The sequence below is a fragment of the Paenibacillus sp. FSL F4-0100 genome (assembly GCF_037993005.1).
Classification (GTDB): Bacteria; Bacillota; Bacilli; order Paenibacillales; family Paenibacillaceae; genus Paenibacillus_AQ.
The window spans coordinates 3,991,145-4,008,078 of record NZ_CP150303.1; the positions used below are offsets into that span (position 1 = coordinate 3,991,145).

Annotated in this window: 14 protein-coding genes; 2 read left to right on the forward strand and 12 right to left on the reverse strand. The window is 45.3% G+C overall.

What is annotated here, in order from left to right; genetic code table 11:
• Positions 1–248: 248 nt before the first annotated feature.
• Positions 249–617, reverse strand: a complete 369-nt coding sequence (locus tag MHH48_RS18035; RefSeq protein WP_076321359.1) for a VOC family protein — start codon at positions 615–617, stop codon at positions 249–251.
• 1,176 nt (positions 618–1,793) lie between these two features.
• Here MHH48_RS18035 and MHH48_RS18040 point away from each other — a divergent pair.
• On the forward strand, positions 1,794–2,387 hold the full coding sequence (locus MHH48_RS18040; protein ID WP_076321361.1) for a TetR family transcriptional regulator C-terminal domain-containing protein: 594 nt from the start codon (positions 1,794–1,796) through the stop codon (positions 2,385–2,387).
• A 503-nt stretch (positions 2,388–2,890) separates the two neighbouring features.
• Here the strand turns inward: MHH48_RS18040 and MHH48_RS18045 are convergent.
• From MHH48_RS18045 to MHH48_RS18055, 3 genes are all read right to left on the reverse strand, one after another.
• A complete protein-coding gene (locus tag MHH48_RS18045) occupies positions 2,891–3,892 on the reverse strand; it encodes an NADP-dependent oxidoreductase (protein WP_076321362.1) in 1,002 nt (333 codons plus the stop codon).
• 96 nt (positions 3,893–3,988) lie between these two features.
• Positions 3,989–4,312 carry a metalloregulator ArsR/SmtB family transcription factor gene (locus MHH48_RS18050; RefSeq protein ID WP_076321363.1) on the reverse strand — a complete coding sequence of 108 codons (324 nt, stop codon included), beginning with the start codon at positions 4,310–4,312 and terminating at the stop codon, positions 3,989–3,991.
• 615 nt (positions 4,313–4,927) lie between these two features.
• Complete coding sequence (locus tag MHH48_RS18055; protein ID WP_076321364.1) at positions 4,928–5,302, reverse strand: helix-turn-helix domain-containing protein; 375 nt, start codon at positions 5,300–5,302, stop codon at positions 4,928–4,930.
• A 141-nt stretch (positions 5,303–5,443) separates the two neighbouring features.
• On the opposite strand from MHH48_RS18055, the gene MHH48_RS18060 reads away from it, so the two are divergent.
• Positions 5,444–5,797, forward strand: a complete 354-nt coding sequence (locus MHH48_RS18060) for a DoxX family protein (protein ID WP_076321365.1) — start codon at positions 5,444–5,446, stop codon at positions 5,795–5,797.
• Positions 5,798–7,084: 1,287 nt separating this feature from the next.
• Here MHH48_RS18060 and MHH48_RS18065 read toward each other — a convergent pair.
• The 8 genes from MHH48_RS18065 to MHH48_RS18100 all read right to left on the reverse strand — a co-directional run bounded on the left by MHH48_RS18065 (position 7,085) and on the right by MHH48_RS18100 (position 16,914).
• Positions 7,085–7,660, reverse strand: a complete 576-nt coding sequence (locus MHH48_RS18065; RefSeq protein ID WP_076321367.1) for a dihydrofolate reductase family protein — start codon at positions 7,658–7,660, stop codon at positions 7,085–7,087.
• Between the two features lie 730 nt (positions 7,661–8,390).
• Positions 8,391–9,314 (reverse strand): alpha/beta fold hydrolase, encoded by a 924-nt coding sequence (locus MHH48_RS18070; protein ID WP_076321368.1) that lies wholly within the window; start codon positions 9,312–9,314, stop codon positions 8,391–8,393.
• 715 nt (positions 9,315–10,029) lie between these two features.
• Positions 10,030–10,623: an AAA family ATPase gene (locus MHH48_RS18075; protein ID WP_076322133.1), complete on the reverse strand. Its 594-nt coding sequence runs from the start codon at positions 10,621–10,623 to the stop codon at positions 10,030–10,032.
• Positions 10,624–11,283: 660 nt separating this feature from the next.
• A complete protein-coding gene (locus tag MHH48_RS18080) occupies positions 11,284–11,688 on the reverse strand; it encodes a VOC family protein (protein ID WP_076321369.1) in 405 nt (134 codons plus the stop codon).
• A gap of 854 nt (positions 11,689–12,542) precedes the next feature.
• Positions 12,543–13,553 (reverse strand): SGNH/GDSL hydrolase family protein, encoded by a 1,011-nt coding sequence (locus MHH48_RS18085; protein ID WP_076321370.1) that lies wholly within the window; start codon positions 13,551–13,553, stop codon positions 12,543–12,545.
• Positions 13,550–14,926 carry an FAD-dependent oxidoreductase gene (locus MHH48_RS18090; RefSeq protein WP_076321371.1) on the reverse strand — a complete coding sequence of 459 codons (1,377 nt, stop codon included), beginning with the start codon at positions 14,924–14,926 and terminating at the stop codon, positions 13,550–13,552. Before MHH48_RS18090 ends, MHH48_RS18085 begins: the two co-directional genes overlap by 4 nt.
• A gap of 33 nt (positions 14,927–14,959) precedes the next feature.
• Positions 14,960–15,979, reverse strand: a complete 1,020-nt coding sequence (locus MHH48_RS18095) for a glycoside hydrolase family 130 protein (RefSeq protein WP_144023415.1) — start codon at positions 15,977–15,979, stop codon at positions 14,960–14,962.
• A 32-nt stretch (positions 15,980–16,011) separates the two neighbouring features.
• Positions 16,012–16,914, reverse strand: a complete 903-nt coding sequence (locus MHH48_RS18100; protein ID WP_076321373.1) for a carbohydrate ABC transporter permease — start codon at positions 16,912–16,914, stop codon at positions 16,012–16,014.
• Positions 16,915–16,934: the final 20 nt, after the last annotated feature.

The window sequence follows — 16,934 nt, forward strand, 5'->3', positions numbered from 1 at the left end:
TGACGACGCATATGTTCGTGAACCTGTTGATAAAATAAAATAGCATAACCAGGAAGAAGTGTTACTGATAGCTTGACAATTCGTCAATATGAAAAAACTCCCCTCACAGTAACAGGATTTATTATTTCACCTGTCTACCGTATGGGGAGAATACAACTTTTAGGAATAAGGTCTTAATGTTGTAATAACATTTGGCTCACTGTGACAGAAGAAGTTATCACTATTGTTAAGCTAGATATACTATTGGTTTAGGCTTTACTGTGAAGGGTAACTAGGTAACCGTCTGGGTCGGCAAATGTAAAAGTTCGTCCGAATGGTCCATCTATTGGTGAAGATGTAATCTTTACGCTTGCTGCAATAAGCTTGTCGTGGATTTCTTGCGTATTGGGGGCATGAAGCCACAGAGCGACACCAAGTCCAGGCTGATTACCTGAACCGAGTTCTGTTTCAGGCAACAGGTCACGAAGAGCAAATGCAATAGGCTTTGTTTCAAAGACTACAGCATGAGGTGGCCCTGCCTGTGAGCGAACCAGTCCAAGATAGTTTTGATAGAATTCTGCAGAGCTTTCAAGATTACTCACTTGAAGTGAAATGAAGTCGGGTCCAATTGCTGACATAATGTTAATGTCCTCCTTTGTTATATGGGGGTGTTATGTTATTAGTTGTAATACTGACTTGAGTAAAAAACAATCACAGATAGATTTGGATACTTCTCCAGGGATCTTTTCAAGGAAACCGCCAATACAATGCACATGTCAATGGAAGCTCTTTGTAACCATACGGCATGACTATAACGCACGATTCGTGTCTAGAGCTTTTGTCTCAAAAGCCAGAGCTCTCTACTCATATCTCGCTCGTAGGTTATTCGCCATCGCCTCGAATTAAGCATCGGCGATCCATTCGTTTCATTATAGAGTCATGTAAATAACCTCACTCTCACTTTGGATGTCTTGATTATACAAGCCCCCTACTGCCAACAGTATGTCAGTAGCATTCTTTTATTTTCTCGATTTCTTCATTTACTCGATTTTTGAAAGATTCAGGTTCAGTGACTAAGACATCTTCCCCCATCCAAGAATCTAACACACCAATTCTTCCGGTTGACGGACACGAAAAACTACTGAAAACTGAATGTCAGTAGTCCCATAAATGAGTTAGAAGATAAAATTAAGTTTCTGGTGAGAAAGATGGAGGTGTTATTTTGTTTACGAGTCCCTCCATTTAATTCTGCCTATTAGCTTAATGAATTAACGGCCGTTAATTCATTAAATAGATATCTAATCGGTAATCCTCGGCTTATGTTCTTGTCCATTCCGGCAATCGGTACAAGAACTTGTACCGATAAAACAAAAAAGCCGCTAAAAATTGCGGCTCTCAATGGGACCATATTCTTGTCCCTCGACAGGCCATCCTTTTCAGGATGGCCCCTTCTGTCTTGAAACCTAATCTCTGCCGGTCAACAGTCGTCTTCCTAACTGCAGTCGGGCTTCAAGTTCGATCCTGTTTTTGCAATCTTCGCAGCAATGCATTCCTTTGAAATTTCGTTTCACACGGTCGTAAGCTTGAGTCCCCTCAATGACATAAAACTCTCTTCTGCAACTATTACAGGTGGAACGAAAACGAAAAACTCCATCGATTTGTTCTTGCATTGAATCCCCTCCCGTCAATCAAGTCAAAGCCCAGTACTATTGACGTTATAACTGCGATGCGATATAACTGAATAAATTCTAAATAACACACTGTATTAATTATTTTAATGCAGTGTGCTAAATAAGACAAGGGGGCGTTTACCGTTGCCGAAAGTCGTGGACCACGCACAAAAGAGAAAACTAATCGCCGAATCAGCATGGAATATCATTGAAGAAAAAGGGGTTGAACATGCGTCAATCCGTGCCGTTGCAGCTGCAGCAGGGTTGTCACCCGGCGCATTGCGGTATTATTTTTCAACACAGGACGAACTGTTGCTATTTATCGTAGACTATTATTTGACAAGAGGAGTTGCCAGAGCAGAAGAGCGCCTGGAAATAAGCCCTATTCCGATGAAGGCTGCGAGGGAAATTCTGTTACAACTGCTTCCTTTGGATGAGGAAAAACGAACTGCCGTCGGCGTCTGGTGGATCTTCGCCATCCGATCCCTCACGAGTTTGGTATTACAAGCTAAAAAAGACGAGCTCACGGACGGACTCCACTACCTGACTAAAGCTGTCCTTGAAATTCTAGCTAAGGCGAAGCTTCTCCCCTCTTCAGTGGACATTCAACTCGAAACATTAAGATTGGCCTCGATTGTCGAAGGCTTGACGATACTCGCATTGCTCCGCCCGGAGCTATATACACCGGAGACCGTTGAACAGATCGTCACCCGCCATCTTCAGGAGCTATGCTCGTAAGCTACGGATGGATGAACACATAGACGATTCCCGAAAAAAACTTGCCGTTACTTATGGTACGATACTCCGTGTTTTGATCTTCAATTAATCTGCCCGTTAGCTTAATGAAATTGCATGGAAACATAGTTAGATATTTATCTAATCGGTAATCGGCTCATGTTTTTGTCCTAGACTGGGGACAAGAACTTGTACCTATAAAACAAAAAAACGCTAAATTAGCGACTTTCTTTGGGATCATCTTCTTGTCCCTCTACATCATTGAATGTCACCTTAGTGTCATACACTAAATAACACCATATTTCGTGTGTTGTTGTTGTCTCGGACGACGACTATTACAAGAACTTGATAACATTCCCACCCTTCATAACAGCTAATGATTTGTTTAGATGCAAAAAAGCGTTCCTGATCATTCTAGAACGCTCTTTTCACTAATACCTGCATTTCCCGGAATCATAGATGGTTAAAATGTTCGCATACTTAGCCGTAGCCAGTAAGCATTGAAGTTACTTTGTTTTAATGACCACCTTTCCTTTGGCACTTCCGCCTTGCAGGTGCGAGAATGCTTGCGCAGTCTCTTCCAAATGATACACCTTATCAATAACGGGCTTAATGTGGGCACCTTCTATGAATTCTTTTAATACCTTCAATTGTGTTCCACTCGATTTCATAAAAAGGAAATGATATCTTGTATGGTACTTCTTCTCAAGCGCTGTGATCTTACGGCTCACGATGGACAAAATTGCCGTTTTCATCCAACCCATCTTTGCTTCTTTTCCAAATTTTGCGTTTGGCAAGCCAGAGATGGATACGATTTGTCCACCTGGCTTCAGGACACGGAACGACTTTTCCAAAGCCGCTCCTCCTAGCGTATCAAAAACAGCGTCATATCCAGTAAGCACTTCTTCAAAATTTTCTTTTTTATAATTAATGATCAGATCGGCGCCCATCGATTTGACCAACTCATACCCTTTATCGCTTGCTGTTGTTGCAACAAAAGCTCCCATCAATTTGGCCAGTTGAATAGCGAACGTCCCCACTCCTCCTGATCCTGCGTGAATTAGAATTTTTTGGCCCTTTTGGAGATGCAAAATATCGGTAAAGGCTTGGTAAGTCGTAAGTCCGACCAGTGGAATAGATGCAGCTTCTTCAAAGTTTAGATTCTGCGGCTTTAACCAAATATCTTCCTCGTGTACAGCAATGTATTCCGCCAATGTGCCGATACGGCTCTTGCGTGGTCTGCCATAAACTTCATCACCAGGTTTAAATGCACTCACCCGATCGCCAACCTTAACTATAACGCCGGAGAAATCATTGCCTAAAATTAGAGGAAACTTGTAACTCAACAGGAGTTTTACTTTCCCTTCCTTTATTTTATAGTCGATAGGGTTTAAGCTGGCTGCATGAATTTCCACTAACACATCTTGTTCTCCGATATGAGGCATTGGTTGTTCTGTCAACACTAAGGGAACATTTTTACCGTATTTCTCAATGGTTATAGCCTTCATTTAATATCACTCCCATTATGATTATTAGTTTAAACAAATGAACCAATAGGGCGAAAATAATCTGCTCTACCGTATTCCATTTAAGTCTTTTGGTAGTCACTGAGGCCAAGTGCACTCTGCTTCAATGGCAGTAATCAAAGTTTTGAGTTGTTCAAGCGGTTTGCGGATAGTCAATATATAATAATTTTCTACGCCCTTTTTCTCGGATTGAATAAAACCAGACTGTTTCAGCACCTTCAGATGATGGGAGACAGCCGGTCTAGATAAATTGATGTGGCCTGCTATCGCATTTACATTAAGTCCCGATTTGTTCTGTGCCAGCACCATAATAATAGCTTGACGATTTTCATCGGTCAGCACTTCCAACAGCGGGATGGACTCTTTGAATTGTTGCAGAACTTGCTCGGTTCGCTGGCTCATTTGATCCATCCTTTCCGTTCATTCGTTTAATCGCTTAAACACAATTATAACTATATTCTTGATAAAATCAAGCGTAAGCAGCCTATCTCGTAAACGGCCGGAGGACAAGAACTTGTACCCTTTGCCGTAATAAAAAACCGTTGGAATTAATTATCAACGGGGGTTTTTAAAAATTCAATTTTCTAACATATAGATCAACCGAGCTGATCACTTTGATCGCTACCCTCTTGCTTTTATCAAGCTATCGTCTCCAGATAGCTCAGTGTATTGCAGTAAAGGATGATTACTTTTACTTTTGCATATATGTTCGTGTCCCTTAATTCACTTCCATCAAATAACACCTTCTAGGTTCGGTTGAAGAGGCAACCATACCGGTTGCAGCAAACGCCAGGCTGTTAGACACCACGAATTTTAATGCTTATCACAGTGCTCGGCCGTTTCATAATTATGGCGTTTACTACCTGGCCAGATAGTATTTCGGTTCCACATGGCACTTGTACTTGGCTGTAGATTTGGGTGGTCGTTCAGAAAGTATTCGCTCGCACCTCGGTCCGCGGTTACTTGCATTTCTTTTTGCATGAGATGAACGTATGTTAGTGGGACCGGATCGCGCGTTTATAAACCGTTCCGGAGGCCAAAAGAACCTTCCGTTACTTCATTGTCTTTGTCGTTCAGTTCCCGCATATGCTCGACATGCCCGATGCCCCAGTCGCTCATTGCCTGAAGCAGGGGCTTCATCCGTTGTCCGTACTCTGTTATCGAATATTCGACCTTCGGCGGAATCTGCGCATACACTTCGCGGTGTACAATATCGTGATACTCCAGCTCCTTCAACTGCTGGGCAAGCATCTTTTTTGAAATGTCCGGAATCGCTTTTTGTAGTTCGCTGAACCGCATTGTATCGCTGCTCAGCAGACGTAGAAGGATCAACGTTTTCCATTTGCCCGTAAGAATCTCCAGTGCCGTTCCAAATTTGCAATAGATCGTCATCGCTATCCCTCGCTTTACGTATGTTCCAAGGTTACCTTTTGGTTACCAGGTTAGGTTTAAGTGCCTACTTTCCTATCGGGCTTCCTCACTATAGTATAGGGGCAGAGGTCGAAATTGAACAAGCGAGAGGAAGTGAAATAGATGAACGTAACTTTATGGGCGATACAAATTGTGCTTGTGGGTGGTTTTGTTTATTCCGGATGGATGAAGGCGGTTCGTACCGAGTCGTCAAAAAAAGCTTGGCCTTGGGTAAACGACGTGCCTAAAGGACTAGTTATCCTGATCGGAATTTTGGAACTTCTGGGAGCGCTGGGACTAGTTTTACCGCTGGCTCTAGATATAGCGCCGGTGCTGACGCCTATCGCTGCGATTGCTCTGGCCGTGATCGTGCTGATCGGCATGCTGTTCCATATTCGGCGAAAAGAGTACCGGGAACTTGGCGTGAATATCGTTTTTATAGCGCTGACGTTGATTGTGGCGTTCGGTAGGCTGTGATGCTACCGGACACCGGTAATGAATCTTTGATTTCCCTTTTCCCTTTGAAAAACTACTCGTTTATTCTGAGTCTGTAGCCCAAAGCTCTTCCGGTTTGGATAAATTGATCGGCATGCCAAGAAGACAGCTTCTTCCGAAGATAATGGACATAGAGCTCAACGATGCCATTTCCCGCTTCCGAATCTAGGCCCCAAATTCGGTAATAGATTTGCTCCTTCGGTTCCATTTAAAACGGTTTCACTTATATGCTGTACTACTAAACTACCCGTTAGTTTAATAAAAGGGCGTCTGCCGCCGTCGATGAAATCGTATCGGGAATCTAACAATGTTCTTGTCATCAGTCGGAAATGTCATCAAATTCTTGTCATTGTGTTTTGACAAGGATTTGATAACATAAATATAAAAAGCCACATAATCAGCGGCTTCTAATGTCACTATGTTTTTGTCACCCGACAAAAAATAAAAAACCGTTGGATCTAAATCATCAACGAGTTTTTAATAATTCAATTCTTTATCTAGAAATTGTATTTATTAGGATTTCTAAAAAAGTCAAGATAATTATATCTTCCAATAGGCTCAAAGGTCCTCCTATCCTCATTGAACTCCAAAACAATTATATCTCCACTCAGTCCAGAATTAGTTTCTGTTTCAACTATGGCTATTCTGTTCTCAGCTAGCTGTACAACTGACTCGCTGACGAATGATGGAAAATCAGGTTCATTATTTTGGGGGAATGGCTTAAGAGCAATAAGTATAAGACAAATTAAGATTCCAATCAAAATATTTGTTTTAATTTTTCCTGCATTGCTTCTCCTCCTACTAAGATTTTTTTAAGTATCTACATATATAAAACACATTGTATCAAATAAAGTTTGGTTTCATATCGGGACATATTTAAAGCTGGTAGTTTGCCACAGCGGTAGCTACTGATCTTTGATCTCGGTCATCACTACGAGATATGAGCAGAAGACGTTCTGTTTATGCGAGGTGTGTGATGTTGGAACCAGAGTAGCTGACGAATTTAAATTCGATTTCTGTCTAGTCGGCTATCGGACCAAGTTCTTGTCCTTGGCTTGGGACAAGAACTTGGTCCGATAAAATAAAAAAGCCGCTAAAATAGCGACTTTCTATGGGATTATGTTTTAGTCCCCCAACAGATTCAGTTCAATAGCATGTTGTGATTGGCAATAGATATCGAAAAGGTTAGCCGGCTTTGGAGTCGGCTAACTTCAATGTCTTCATTGAGATATCGTGTCCCGTTAGCGTAATCTCCTTTTGGAGACAAGGTCATCTAACCGTCTGGTAAACGAGGCCTAAGGCTCCAGAATCAAATGTCTTGTTTTCGATAAGTTTAAGATTGATCTTCTCCTTGAGACCTTGGAATAACGGCAACCCGCTGCCGATCAGGACGGGAGAAACCGTAATTTTATACTCATCTATTAAATCAAGCTGCATAAGGTAGTGTGCGAACCTAGGACTGCCGAGGATGACCATATCCTTGCCTGGCTGCTGTTTGAGGTTCTTGATCTCTTCCTCGACATCTTCTTTCACCAGTCTGGAATTGTTCCATTCGACTTTCTCCAGCGTCGTGGAAAAAACGATTTTGGCTGTCTTTTCGATCCACTCGGCATGATTCCGTTCATGCTGCGAGGCTGATGGGTTCGAAGGCACAGATGGCCAGTAACTGTGCATCATCTGATAAGTCCCACGTCCCCAAATGACAGTGTCGGCAGTACTTAGAATTTCTTTCGCGTGCTTCTCCAAATCAGCATCGTAAGAAACCCAGCCAATGTCCATTTCACCGTTCGGCCCTTCTACAAAACCGTCAAGCGATGCGTGCAAAAATAGAACAAGTTTTCTCATTTTCAGTTCTCCTTTGTTCATAGAAATATCTACATTAACTATATTATAGGACATTTCAGCTTGGTTGTTTCTTATGGATTGCTAATCACAAATGGAGTAGTTTAGTCTAGATTGCGTTCCCATTAGTTCAATGAATGACTAACAGCATGAAAACCACTCACTTTGTATCCGTCAATATTAGCTTTAAAAGTAATATCCCCCATAATTTTTGGATATTCTGCCCATACAGTTATCAAACTATCCTTCCCGTTTGCTAAATGAAATTGCATGGAAACATAGTTAGATGCTTATCTAATCGGTAATCGGCTCATGTTCTTGTCCATTACGGCAAACGGTACAAGTTCTTGTCCTTGGCTCGGGACAAGAACTTGTACCGTAAAAACAAAAAAAGCCGCTAATTGCGACTTTCAAAGGGAACATCTACTTTTCCCCCGGCAGTAAGGAAGTTAGATTTGTTCTGTGAGATCAAAAGGGTTGCACCATCCGTTTTAGCTTAATATCCCCGCCGAGTGTTGCTCTTAAACCAGTTTTCTATAAAACTGCGACTGTTACAACCTAAAGGTGCATATTTTTACAACAGCAGCCGCAAGTAGTTGGCTGCTGTTATTGTAAGGTGCGTTGTATTCAAGTCAATTAAATCAACTTGATGATTTTGTTGAACGTAGGATACAAGAGAAAATGCCGACCAACACGGACGCCTCAGATTAAACACCCTCATTTTGAGTTTACTTTAATTAAATTCCTTTTTAACAAAGTCAATGAGCTTGGACTTTAATGCATCACCGCGCTCTCCCTTATGGTACATATCTGTTCCGTGATAACCACTCTCATCCACAATTAGCTCTTTATCAGTTGCTCCGGATGCTTGATATAATTTGCGCACTTCTTTTTCAATTGAGCCTCCATAATCACCAGGTGAAAAAACAAACAAGGATGGTGCTTTAATCTTTTCGACACTTGGTATTGCATCAAGGGGCCCACATTGTGCAGGAGAAGAAAGAATAATGAGCCCCTCAATAGGCAGCTCTTGACGAACGCCTGCAATGATTGCTGTACTACCGCCACATGATGCTCCTGCCAAAAACACTTTTTGTGCACCCAATCGTTTGAGTTCGCTTAAGGCTGCATCTGCATCACGATCTATATTCTGAATATCCTCTGGAGAATTCTGTGAGGCACCGTGATTACGATATTCAGGAATAACAACCAGATATCCACTGTCAGCCAGTTCAGTTCCCATGTCAAGAAAAGAGCAAATGCTATAGCCTTGCTCGTGTGCAAGCAGGACTCCTTTATTTCCGCTACCAAGCACAAGTGCTGACAGATACACCCCATCACTGGTTGTCAATGTAGTTGCTTTATCACGTAACTCATCTGGAACACAAATATTCACAAGATGCCCGTTAGAAGAACTCGCCGTTCGATCCGGCCAGGCAGGATCATACTCAACTGGTGGGTTTGTTGGTATGTTCGTCACTTCGGCAAGTGGTGTTTCATTCCCGGTCTCAGTTGTGGGGGATGTATTTTGAGGTGGATTAGTTGAAAAATGGTCTTCATTTGACGATACAGGCATTTTTTCGGAGCATCCTGTAATCGTTACTAACAAAATGAGCAAGACAAGTACCATTTTTGTTTCTTTAAAAGATACGATCATAGATTTTCCATACCTCCAACTTTCACTGAATTTACAACAGAGTGTTCTATTTTTGGCTTTTTTCTTGGAATCCTCTGCCTTTGTCACCTTGTATAGGGGGATGAACACCGTTTATTCCAGCTCGTTATAACAAAAACGTCTCTCGACGTACTTTCTCAGTATACAGACTTTAGCAGAAGTTTTTCATGCGAGATAAGGATGCTAAGCCTCGGATGTTTATACTTTTTTATCTCTTAATAAAATAGATTCGTCCATTGTATTGTCGCTTGCATTGTTTTCCAACGTCGATACTTCTACACGTTCTAGAGTTTGGCGAACATCTTTTCATTTCACGAAGAAATCGATTGATCTGATGCGCATCCTCCTAGAGGGAACGCTGTTAAAAGCGTTACTACTGGAAAGCAAAACGATTGGGAAATATTTTTTTCTTCATTTTTTGTACCTCCGTGTACTTCGATTTTTCTTCTCCAAAACAATACGAAAATCAATTTTTAGTTTCATATATTTATTAATATAGTCCAGAGATATCATCATTTATTGAACAAATTGTCTCCGAGTTTCAATCAGTTAGATATTTATCTAATATGTATTTTCGATCATCAAATAATAAGTTCTAAAACCTCCCCGGATTATTCAATGAAACAAAACAACCCCCAATCAAATGATTTGATTGGGGGTTGTTTTGAATTATGATGTTATCTGATGGATACGCCATCTAGGAAACACTAACATTTCTTTTTCGTAATTTCTTAAATACCGAGTATTCCTTATTGGACTTAATAAAACTTAATATCTTTTCGGCACATTCTGTTGGATTCATCTCTTCCGTATTTACTTCGAGGTCATATTCATCAAAGCAATATACTTTGCTAAACTGTGAAGCTGCTAGTCCAATCTGTCTATCTCCTCTTGTTTGCTCTCTTCTTATGAGTTCTTCTTTCGAGCATTTTACACCTATAAATAACGTAGGCTGATCGAAAAATTGATCAAGAAACTCATTAAACCTCTTGTCATTGTCGATTACGGTATCTACTATTACATTAAAACCCATTTCTGATAACAATTTAATTGTCGAATGGTACACTGAGAATATGGAATCATCAAGTATTTGTGAGACAACCTGATGATCTATTTCCCTTGTAGGTTCATCTGGAAATTTATTATTAATAAAATCATTGTAATTATTAAAAAAATCATCAATTGATAAATGATAAAACAGAATCTCTTTCTGATTTATCAGTTCAGTCGATATAGAGGTCTTTCCGGAACTTGAAGTTCCATTTAGAAAAACTAAGATCCCTTTCTTCAATTTAATCATCCCTTCAAAAAAATAATCATTTCGTATCTTTCAGATAACGTTATATTCACAAATTTCATAAAATTATCCAACTCAGAAAATATTCGAGAAACGATTGAAATATCCTGCCAGTTAGGTCAACGAGCTGCCGAAGAAGCACGGCTACCTCTCTTTTTCTCCCCTTGTACCGTTTCTTGACCGTTACTTCAGTTATTGGAACTTTTCAAACTCGTTTTTTAACCAGTACTGATTTTGGATGACAAGAACATTTATACTTTGCCGTCTTCGTTGCAACTTCGCTTAATTACCGATCTGTCTTTGGTTCGGGACAAGAACTGTTCCGATAAAACAAAAAAGCCGCTAAAATAGCGACTTTCTATGGGAGCATTCTTGTCCCTCGACAGGATCCCATAACTGCTTGTTTAATCGTTAAAACACAAAAGTCCGCAGTTGCGCGGCTTTTAAGCGTGTATGTTTTTGTCGTCTTAAACCAGTTTTCTATAAAACTGCGACTGTTACAACCTAAATGGTGCATATTTCTACAACAGAAGCAGCAAGTAATTGGCTGCTGTTGTTGTAAGGTGCGTTGTATTCAGGTCAATTAAATCAACTTGATGATTTTGTTGAACGTCAATTATTCTGTGGGATGGTGTTCGGTTATGTCCCCAAGAGTCACCCCCTACCGCTGAACCGTTGGATCGCTTCCTCGGTCACCGGCTGGAAAAGGTTAATGAGGTTGCCGTCGGGATCACGGAACAACACAGCACGGTTCCCCCACGGCATCGTGGTCGGTTCCTTTACCCACTCGTCGACAAACGGTTTCAAGCGCTCGTATTCGGCATCGACATCGTGGACGCGGAACTCGAGGATGACAGTGCGATTGTCGGCCGCCACAGCGGAACCAACGCCGAACAGCGGCACCGTCTGGGAGTGACCGATCGCCAGGGTACACGATGGCACAACGAGTTCCGCAAAGGCAGCCGCGGGACGTTCCGCCGAAACACCCATGACTTTCTCATAGAACTCAACAAGACGATCCACATCGTCGGTAATGATACGTACAGAAGCAAAATTCATAAAATACCATCCTTCCTATAATAAATGATACAGTACTATATCCTTTTTTGGGCAAGAACAAGCTCTCCACCCCAATATGTTTACTTAATCGATAATAAAATAACGCTACTGACAACGGTATGTCAGTAGCGTTTTAACATTTTCGGGCATTCTCTATGCTAATGTTGATCCCCCCCCGTTGTCGCATGCACCTGTTTTCGATATGGGCCCCAATTCATCTACCTGCAGACCGCTCTCTTTCAGACGTTAGGTCATTGATTGTCATTCCGCTTGACATGGAATTGCACGCGTCCTGTCTGCCACCGGTACCACCCTAAAATTCCCCGTGTCGCTGCCATCTCTGACTCTCTAGTATGAATATTTTTACTCATAAATGAATAGATCCAGGATTACATTTGAACTGCAGTCATATGCATATCCTTGCGTGGTATGCTCATGAGGTGATCATAGAAGAAAAACCGCCTTTGATTATGCGGCTGGATTGTGTGTATTCCTCTATTGTCTCCCGTTAGAACTCCTAAAAATATGGTAATTGAACAAAAACGAGCGCCTCGGTACGATGGGGTTACGCACGAGGTCATAGCCTCAAAAAGCCCATCAGGAGGACGCTCTACTATAAAGTAAGGCACAAGACAAGCAAGATCAACTGATTGAAAACATTACCGTTCATCATCTCGTCGTCGGCTTAGATATCGCTTAGGAGGTTCATGTGGTCGTGCAGTCAGCTTTAGAGGTATTGCTGGGACGAGGACCTCAACTTAAGTTGACAAAATTGACGTCCGCTCTATCGTTTCTATTCTAGCGTCATAAGGTCTTGAGGCGTTCCCATTGGTCGTAGCAAATATAGTAGAAATTCATCCCTGCACGTTTCTTTGCACTGCCCGTAACGCAATTTCATGAAGATCACGGAAACGCCAGCCTAGCAGCTCATACCCCTCGGCACCAGGGTGCAGGCCATCCGTCAGAAAGGCTTCATCCTCCGGGCCGAGCCAGTTCAAGCCATCTTGATAGAACAACTGGCTATCGCCCCGAGCCCTTAGCAGCTCCACGGTCTCACGGATGAGCTCACGCATCATAGGCAGGGTGAAGCCCAGCGAATTGAGCTGCGTTTCGCGGAGAGTGCCATAAATCGGAGAAATGACAAGCAGCGGGGTGTCCCTATGTTTGTCGCGTATCGTCTCCAGCAGACCAATCAGCAGCGGCTTGAACATACGTGGGCTTAAGGTGCCCCCGCCATAGATGTTCACCCCCGCACAAATGGAGATGAAATCGGCCGGCAAGTCGCGTATCAGCCGTCCGATCATCGGTTCCATATGGCAGTTGCCCGAGAAGCCAAGATTGGTCAAGCTGAAGCCTGCGGCTTCAGCGGCAATGGCAGGCCAAGCACGGGAGGGGCTGGAAGCCCCGACGCACTGGGTAATGGAACTGCCATACGTAATCCAGCGGGGCCGGGTGTCCGGCAGCGGGACTCCGATAGCTTGAGCCCCAATCCGCAGGCCGGTTACGGTCATTCCTATATTTTGCGGAAGCCAAATCTCCATATCCTTGGTTCCGTCCCCAAGTCCGCTGAACAAGGCTTCTGTCGCTCCGGCGGGTAGGCTGATCGTCTCGCATAATTCTCCTCCTGCCACGCAATCCATGGCGGCGTTATCCGCAAGCGGTGCAAAAGATACTGCCACCTCGGTGGAGTCCGTGCGCAGCCGCAGGCGAATACCGGCACATATCTCGGCTTTGCCATCGATTCCCGCGGGTGGATACAGTTCGTAATCCATGTAAGGAATACGCCAGGGCTTGAATCCATTATCCCTGCGCTCGAGCGACACGGCACCGTGAAACCACTCATCCGTTAAGGGAAGCTGCTTCACGGCGATTTCCCTCCCTTCTGCTTCTCAGCCGGAATGAAATCTTCTCCCAGCCATACATCCTGCTCCAGCAGCCGCTGCTGAAGCTCGGCTATGGAAATGCCGCGCGAGACGGTGCCGTCCCGCAGCGCCAATGCAGCCGCCGTTCCCGAGGCCTGGCCCATGGAGAAGCAGTTCGGCATGACCCGCAGGGAGCCTTGCACTGCTCGATCCGAAGATACACATCGACCGGCAACCCAAAGGTTGTCGATGCCAATCGGCAGCATGATCCGGTATGGGACGCCGTGTGAAACCCCTGGCGGAAGGTGGTTAAAAGTCATTTCGCTTTTGCTGTTGGCGAGATGAATATCGATATAATATGCGTTGCGGGCAATGTCATCCGGGAAGGAGCGCGCAGCAATGAAATCATCGACCGTCAGGATATAGTCCCCTTCGATACGCCTAGTCTCACGGATGCCAAGCTGCTCCCCGCTCGCCACCATATGAGCGTGCTCAAAACCCGGCACGTAGCGGCGGAAGAACTGCAGCTGGCGTTCCGCCGTGCGGCGCCCTTCAATCGCCCCCCGCGTCAAATCCTCGGCAAGGGTGCCATCAACGCCGAATACATGGCCGAAGTTGACGCCAACCAAATAGTCGCTGACCCAAGCAAGGCCGGAGATCGACTTGCGGCCCTCCGGCAGCGCGCCGTCCTCGATCGCCAGCTCCACCGTCTTGTGCAGTTGGCCCGTATCCCCGCTCTCCTCCAGGTACTGTTTGAACCTTGTACGGTCTACATTCGCAAGCAAATAGCACATGCTGCCAGGCTGAAGTTCGCCCGCTTCCCCGCCCTTCTGAAAAGGAACTCCCGCCAGTGCGGCAATATCCCCATCTCCCGAGCAATCGATAATATACCGGCAGGGAATGAAAGATCGTCCTGTCTTGTTTACGACAACGACACCCTCAACCTTCCGGCGGTCCTCAGACCGGACAACATCGTAAACAAAGGTGTGATACAGCGGCGTCACACCGCTTTCCAGAATGGCATCATCATAAACCCGCTTCAGCACTTCGGGATCGATCGGCACCCAATCCAGCATCTCTTGATATTCCTCGCGGTACCGAGGATCGCATGCCTGCTTCATTCGTTCCATCAGCTCAAGGCCGAGACCGCGGATAATCGGCTTCCGCTTATCCGTAAAGGGACAGAAAGCCGGAACGAGCGCAACCGTACCCATGCCGCCAAGGAAGCCTCTCTGCTCCACCAGCATCGTTTGCGCTCCCCCTTTCGCAGCGGCAATGGCCGCGGCGATTCCTGAAGCTCCTCCGCCGATCACCAGTACATCCACTTCGCGGGCAACCGGAATGCTGACGGATGGCAACGTAATATGTCCTTTCATAGAAACCTCTCCATTCTGTATAGCTTTAACTTGTCATAGTTGCTTATTGACTGTGCCTTCCAGACAAAGATGCAGCAAATCATCTACATGCGCAGTTGCCAGGCATTCTACGGTATCGGCGGCGCCGTAGTAGATTTTGACTTCCCCAGTATCCTCCAGAATCATGCCCCCCGGAAAAATAACATGATTGCGAAAGCCTCCATCGGTCTCATAATCAGCTTCCGGGGCAAGCAGCGGCGTCTCCGCCCTGCCGATGATCCGGCTGGGATCGGCAAGATCCAGCAGCAAAATGCCGGACGTATAACGCTTCTTCCAGCTGTCCTCCCAGCCGTTCTTGCCCCGCCTGCGATCGATGTCCACGGCATGGAATAGGGTCAGCCAGCCTTTGTCCGTTTTGACGGGCGGAGCGCCCGGGCCTACCTTGTCATTGGCATAGGCTACATCTTCAACCGCCAGCAGCAGCTTGGAATTGCCCCAGTATTTCAGATCAGGCGAGTCGCTCATCCACATGTCAAAGCGGTCAATCCCGCCCCGACTGTATACAGGCATCGGTCGCTCCAACCGGACATACTTGCCCCCGATCCGCTCCGGGAACAATACCATGTTGCGGTTGTCCGGCAGCGACAGACTCAACACCTCGAAGGAGCGGAAATCCTCGGTGACGGCGATGCCGCCGCGCAGCCCATGCTTGGTATCGACCGCAAAGCACATATAGCATTGCTCGCCGACTACCGTTAGACGCGGATCATACACGCGGATGACCTCTTCATCATGCCAGGACCAGCACGGTTCCGGCTGCACATCCCATTTTATGCCGTCATCGCTGAAGGCCAGCCCAAGATTCGTCGTGTGATGAGGAGCAACAATCCCTTGATGTTCATCGCCGTAGTCATTGCGGAAAACCATCACATATTTGCCTTTAAATTTGGTAACCCCGGCATTGAAGACCAACGCCGGACCGTAGGGTACATCACCCGGAGTCAGAATCGGATTTCCGGCATACCGCGTAATGATCGGGCTGGAAAACAAAGGTCCCACTGCAGAATCTCTCATTTGCATCATGCTCCTTGTATATGGAATTGAGTTTAACCTTTAACTGAACCGGCCGTTACTTGAATAAAGGACTTATTCGCCACAATATAAGCGAGAAGCATCGGCAGGATCGACAGGCATGCTCCCGCCATCATCAAATGAATCTGCATAGCCGCGGAAGAACCGTAACGAAGATTCGCCAGCCCGACGGTGAGCGTCTGCAACTGCGGATTCGTCATTGTGAACACCAGCGGCAGAATATATTCGTTCCAGGCATGGCGGAAGGCAAACAGTCCTGCCACACCAAGCCCCGGTGTTAGGAGCGGGAGAATGATCCGGAAGAAGGTTCGGGCGAACCCTGAGCCGTCCACCATGGCCGCTTCATCAAGCTCGCGGGGAATCGCTTTGAAGAATCCCAGCAGCATAAAAAATGTGCTGGAATGGGCGCTGATCAGAATTAGGATCACTCCCCACAGCGTGGTATTCAAGTTCAGCGCGACCATCAAATCGAATTGCGGGCGCAGCACAATGGCACCAACGGATATAAACATCATCGACGCCTGCGTCGTCACATACAGGGATTTGCCGGGAAAATGGCGGCGATCCACCACATAAGCCGCCATGGCAGCGACCAGCAAGGTGCCGACGGTAACCATAATGCTGACAAATGCGCTGTTCCAGGTATAGCGGGCAAAATTGGCCTGCTTCCAGGCTTCGGCATAATTGACGAACTGCAGCTTGGCCGGCAGCAAGCTTCCTCCGGTCATCATTTCGGCGCCGGTCTTGAGTGAACCGGACAATGTCATCAACAGGGGAAATAATGTCAGTATCGCCGTTATCAATAAAAACAGCCACATCACCGCACGGCCCACTATTTTGCCAGTGTGACCGGAAGGCGGTCGGGCGGCGATTTTACCTCGCGCGTCCGGCTGTTGGGGTAACACCTGTTCGTTCATTTGCTGTTCCTCCTGCACGC

Excerpts from the sequence above, each read along its gene's own strand:
- MHH48_RS18035 (WP_076321359.1), bottom strand. The coding sequence starts at position 617 with ATGTCAGCAATTGGACCCGACTTCATTTCACTTCAAGTGAGTAATCTT.
- MHH48_RS18045 (WP_076321362.1), bottom strand. The coding sequence starts at position 3,892 with ATGAAGGCTATAACCATTGAGAAATACGGTAAAAATGTTCCCTTAGTG.
- MHH48_RS18050 (WP_076321363.1), bottom strand. The coding sequence starts at position 4,312 with ATGAGCCAGCGAACCGAGCAAGTTCTGCAACAATTCAAAGAGTCCATC.
- MHH48_RS18055 (WP_076321364.1), bottom strand. The coding sequence starts at position 5,302 with ATGACGATCTATTGCAAATTTGGAACGGCACTGGAGATTCTTACGGGC.
- MHH48_RS18060 (WP_076321365.1), top strand. The coding sequence starts at position 5,444 with ATGAACGTAACTTTATGGGCGATACAAATTGTGCTTGTGGGTGGTTTT.
- MHH48_RS18065 (WP_076321367.1), bottom strand. The coding sequence starts at position 7,660 with ATGAGAAAACTTGTTCTATTTTTGCACGCATCGCTTGACGGTTTTGTA.
- MHH48_RS18070 (WP_076321368.1), bottom strand. The coding sequence starts at position 9,314 with ATGATCGTATCTTTTAAAGAAACAAAAATGGTACTTGTCTTGCTCATT.
- MHH48_RS18080 (WP_076321369.1), bottom strand. The coding sequence starts at position 11,688 with ATGAATTTTGCTTCTGTACGTATCATTACCGACGATGTGGATCGTCTT.
- MHH48_RS18090 (WP_076321371.1), bottom strand. The coding sequence starts at position 14,926 with ATGAAAGGACATATTACGTTGCCATCCGTCAGCATTCCGGTTGCCCGC.
- MHH48_RS18095 (WP_144023415.1), bottom strand. The coding sequence starts at position 15,979 with ATGAGAGATTCTGCAGTGGGACCTTTGTTTTCCAGCCCGATCATTACG.
- MHH48_RS18100 (WP_076321373.1), bottom strand. The coding sequence starts at position 16,914 with ATGAACGAACAGGTGTTACCCCAACAGCCGGACGCGCGAGGTAAAATC.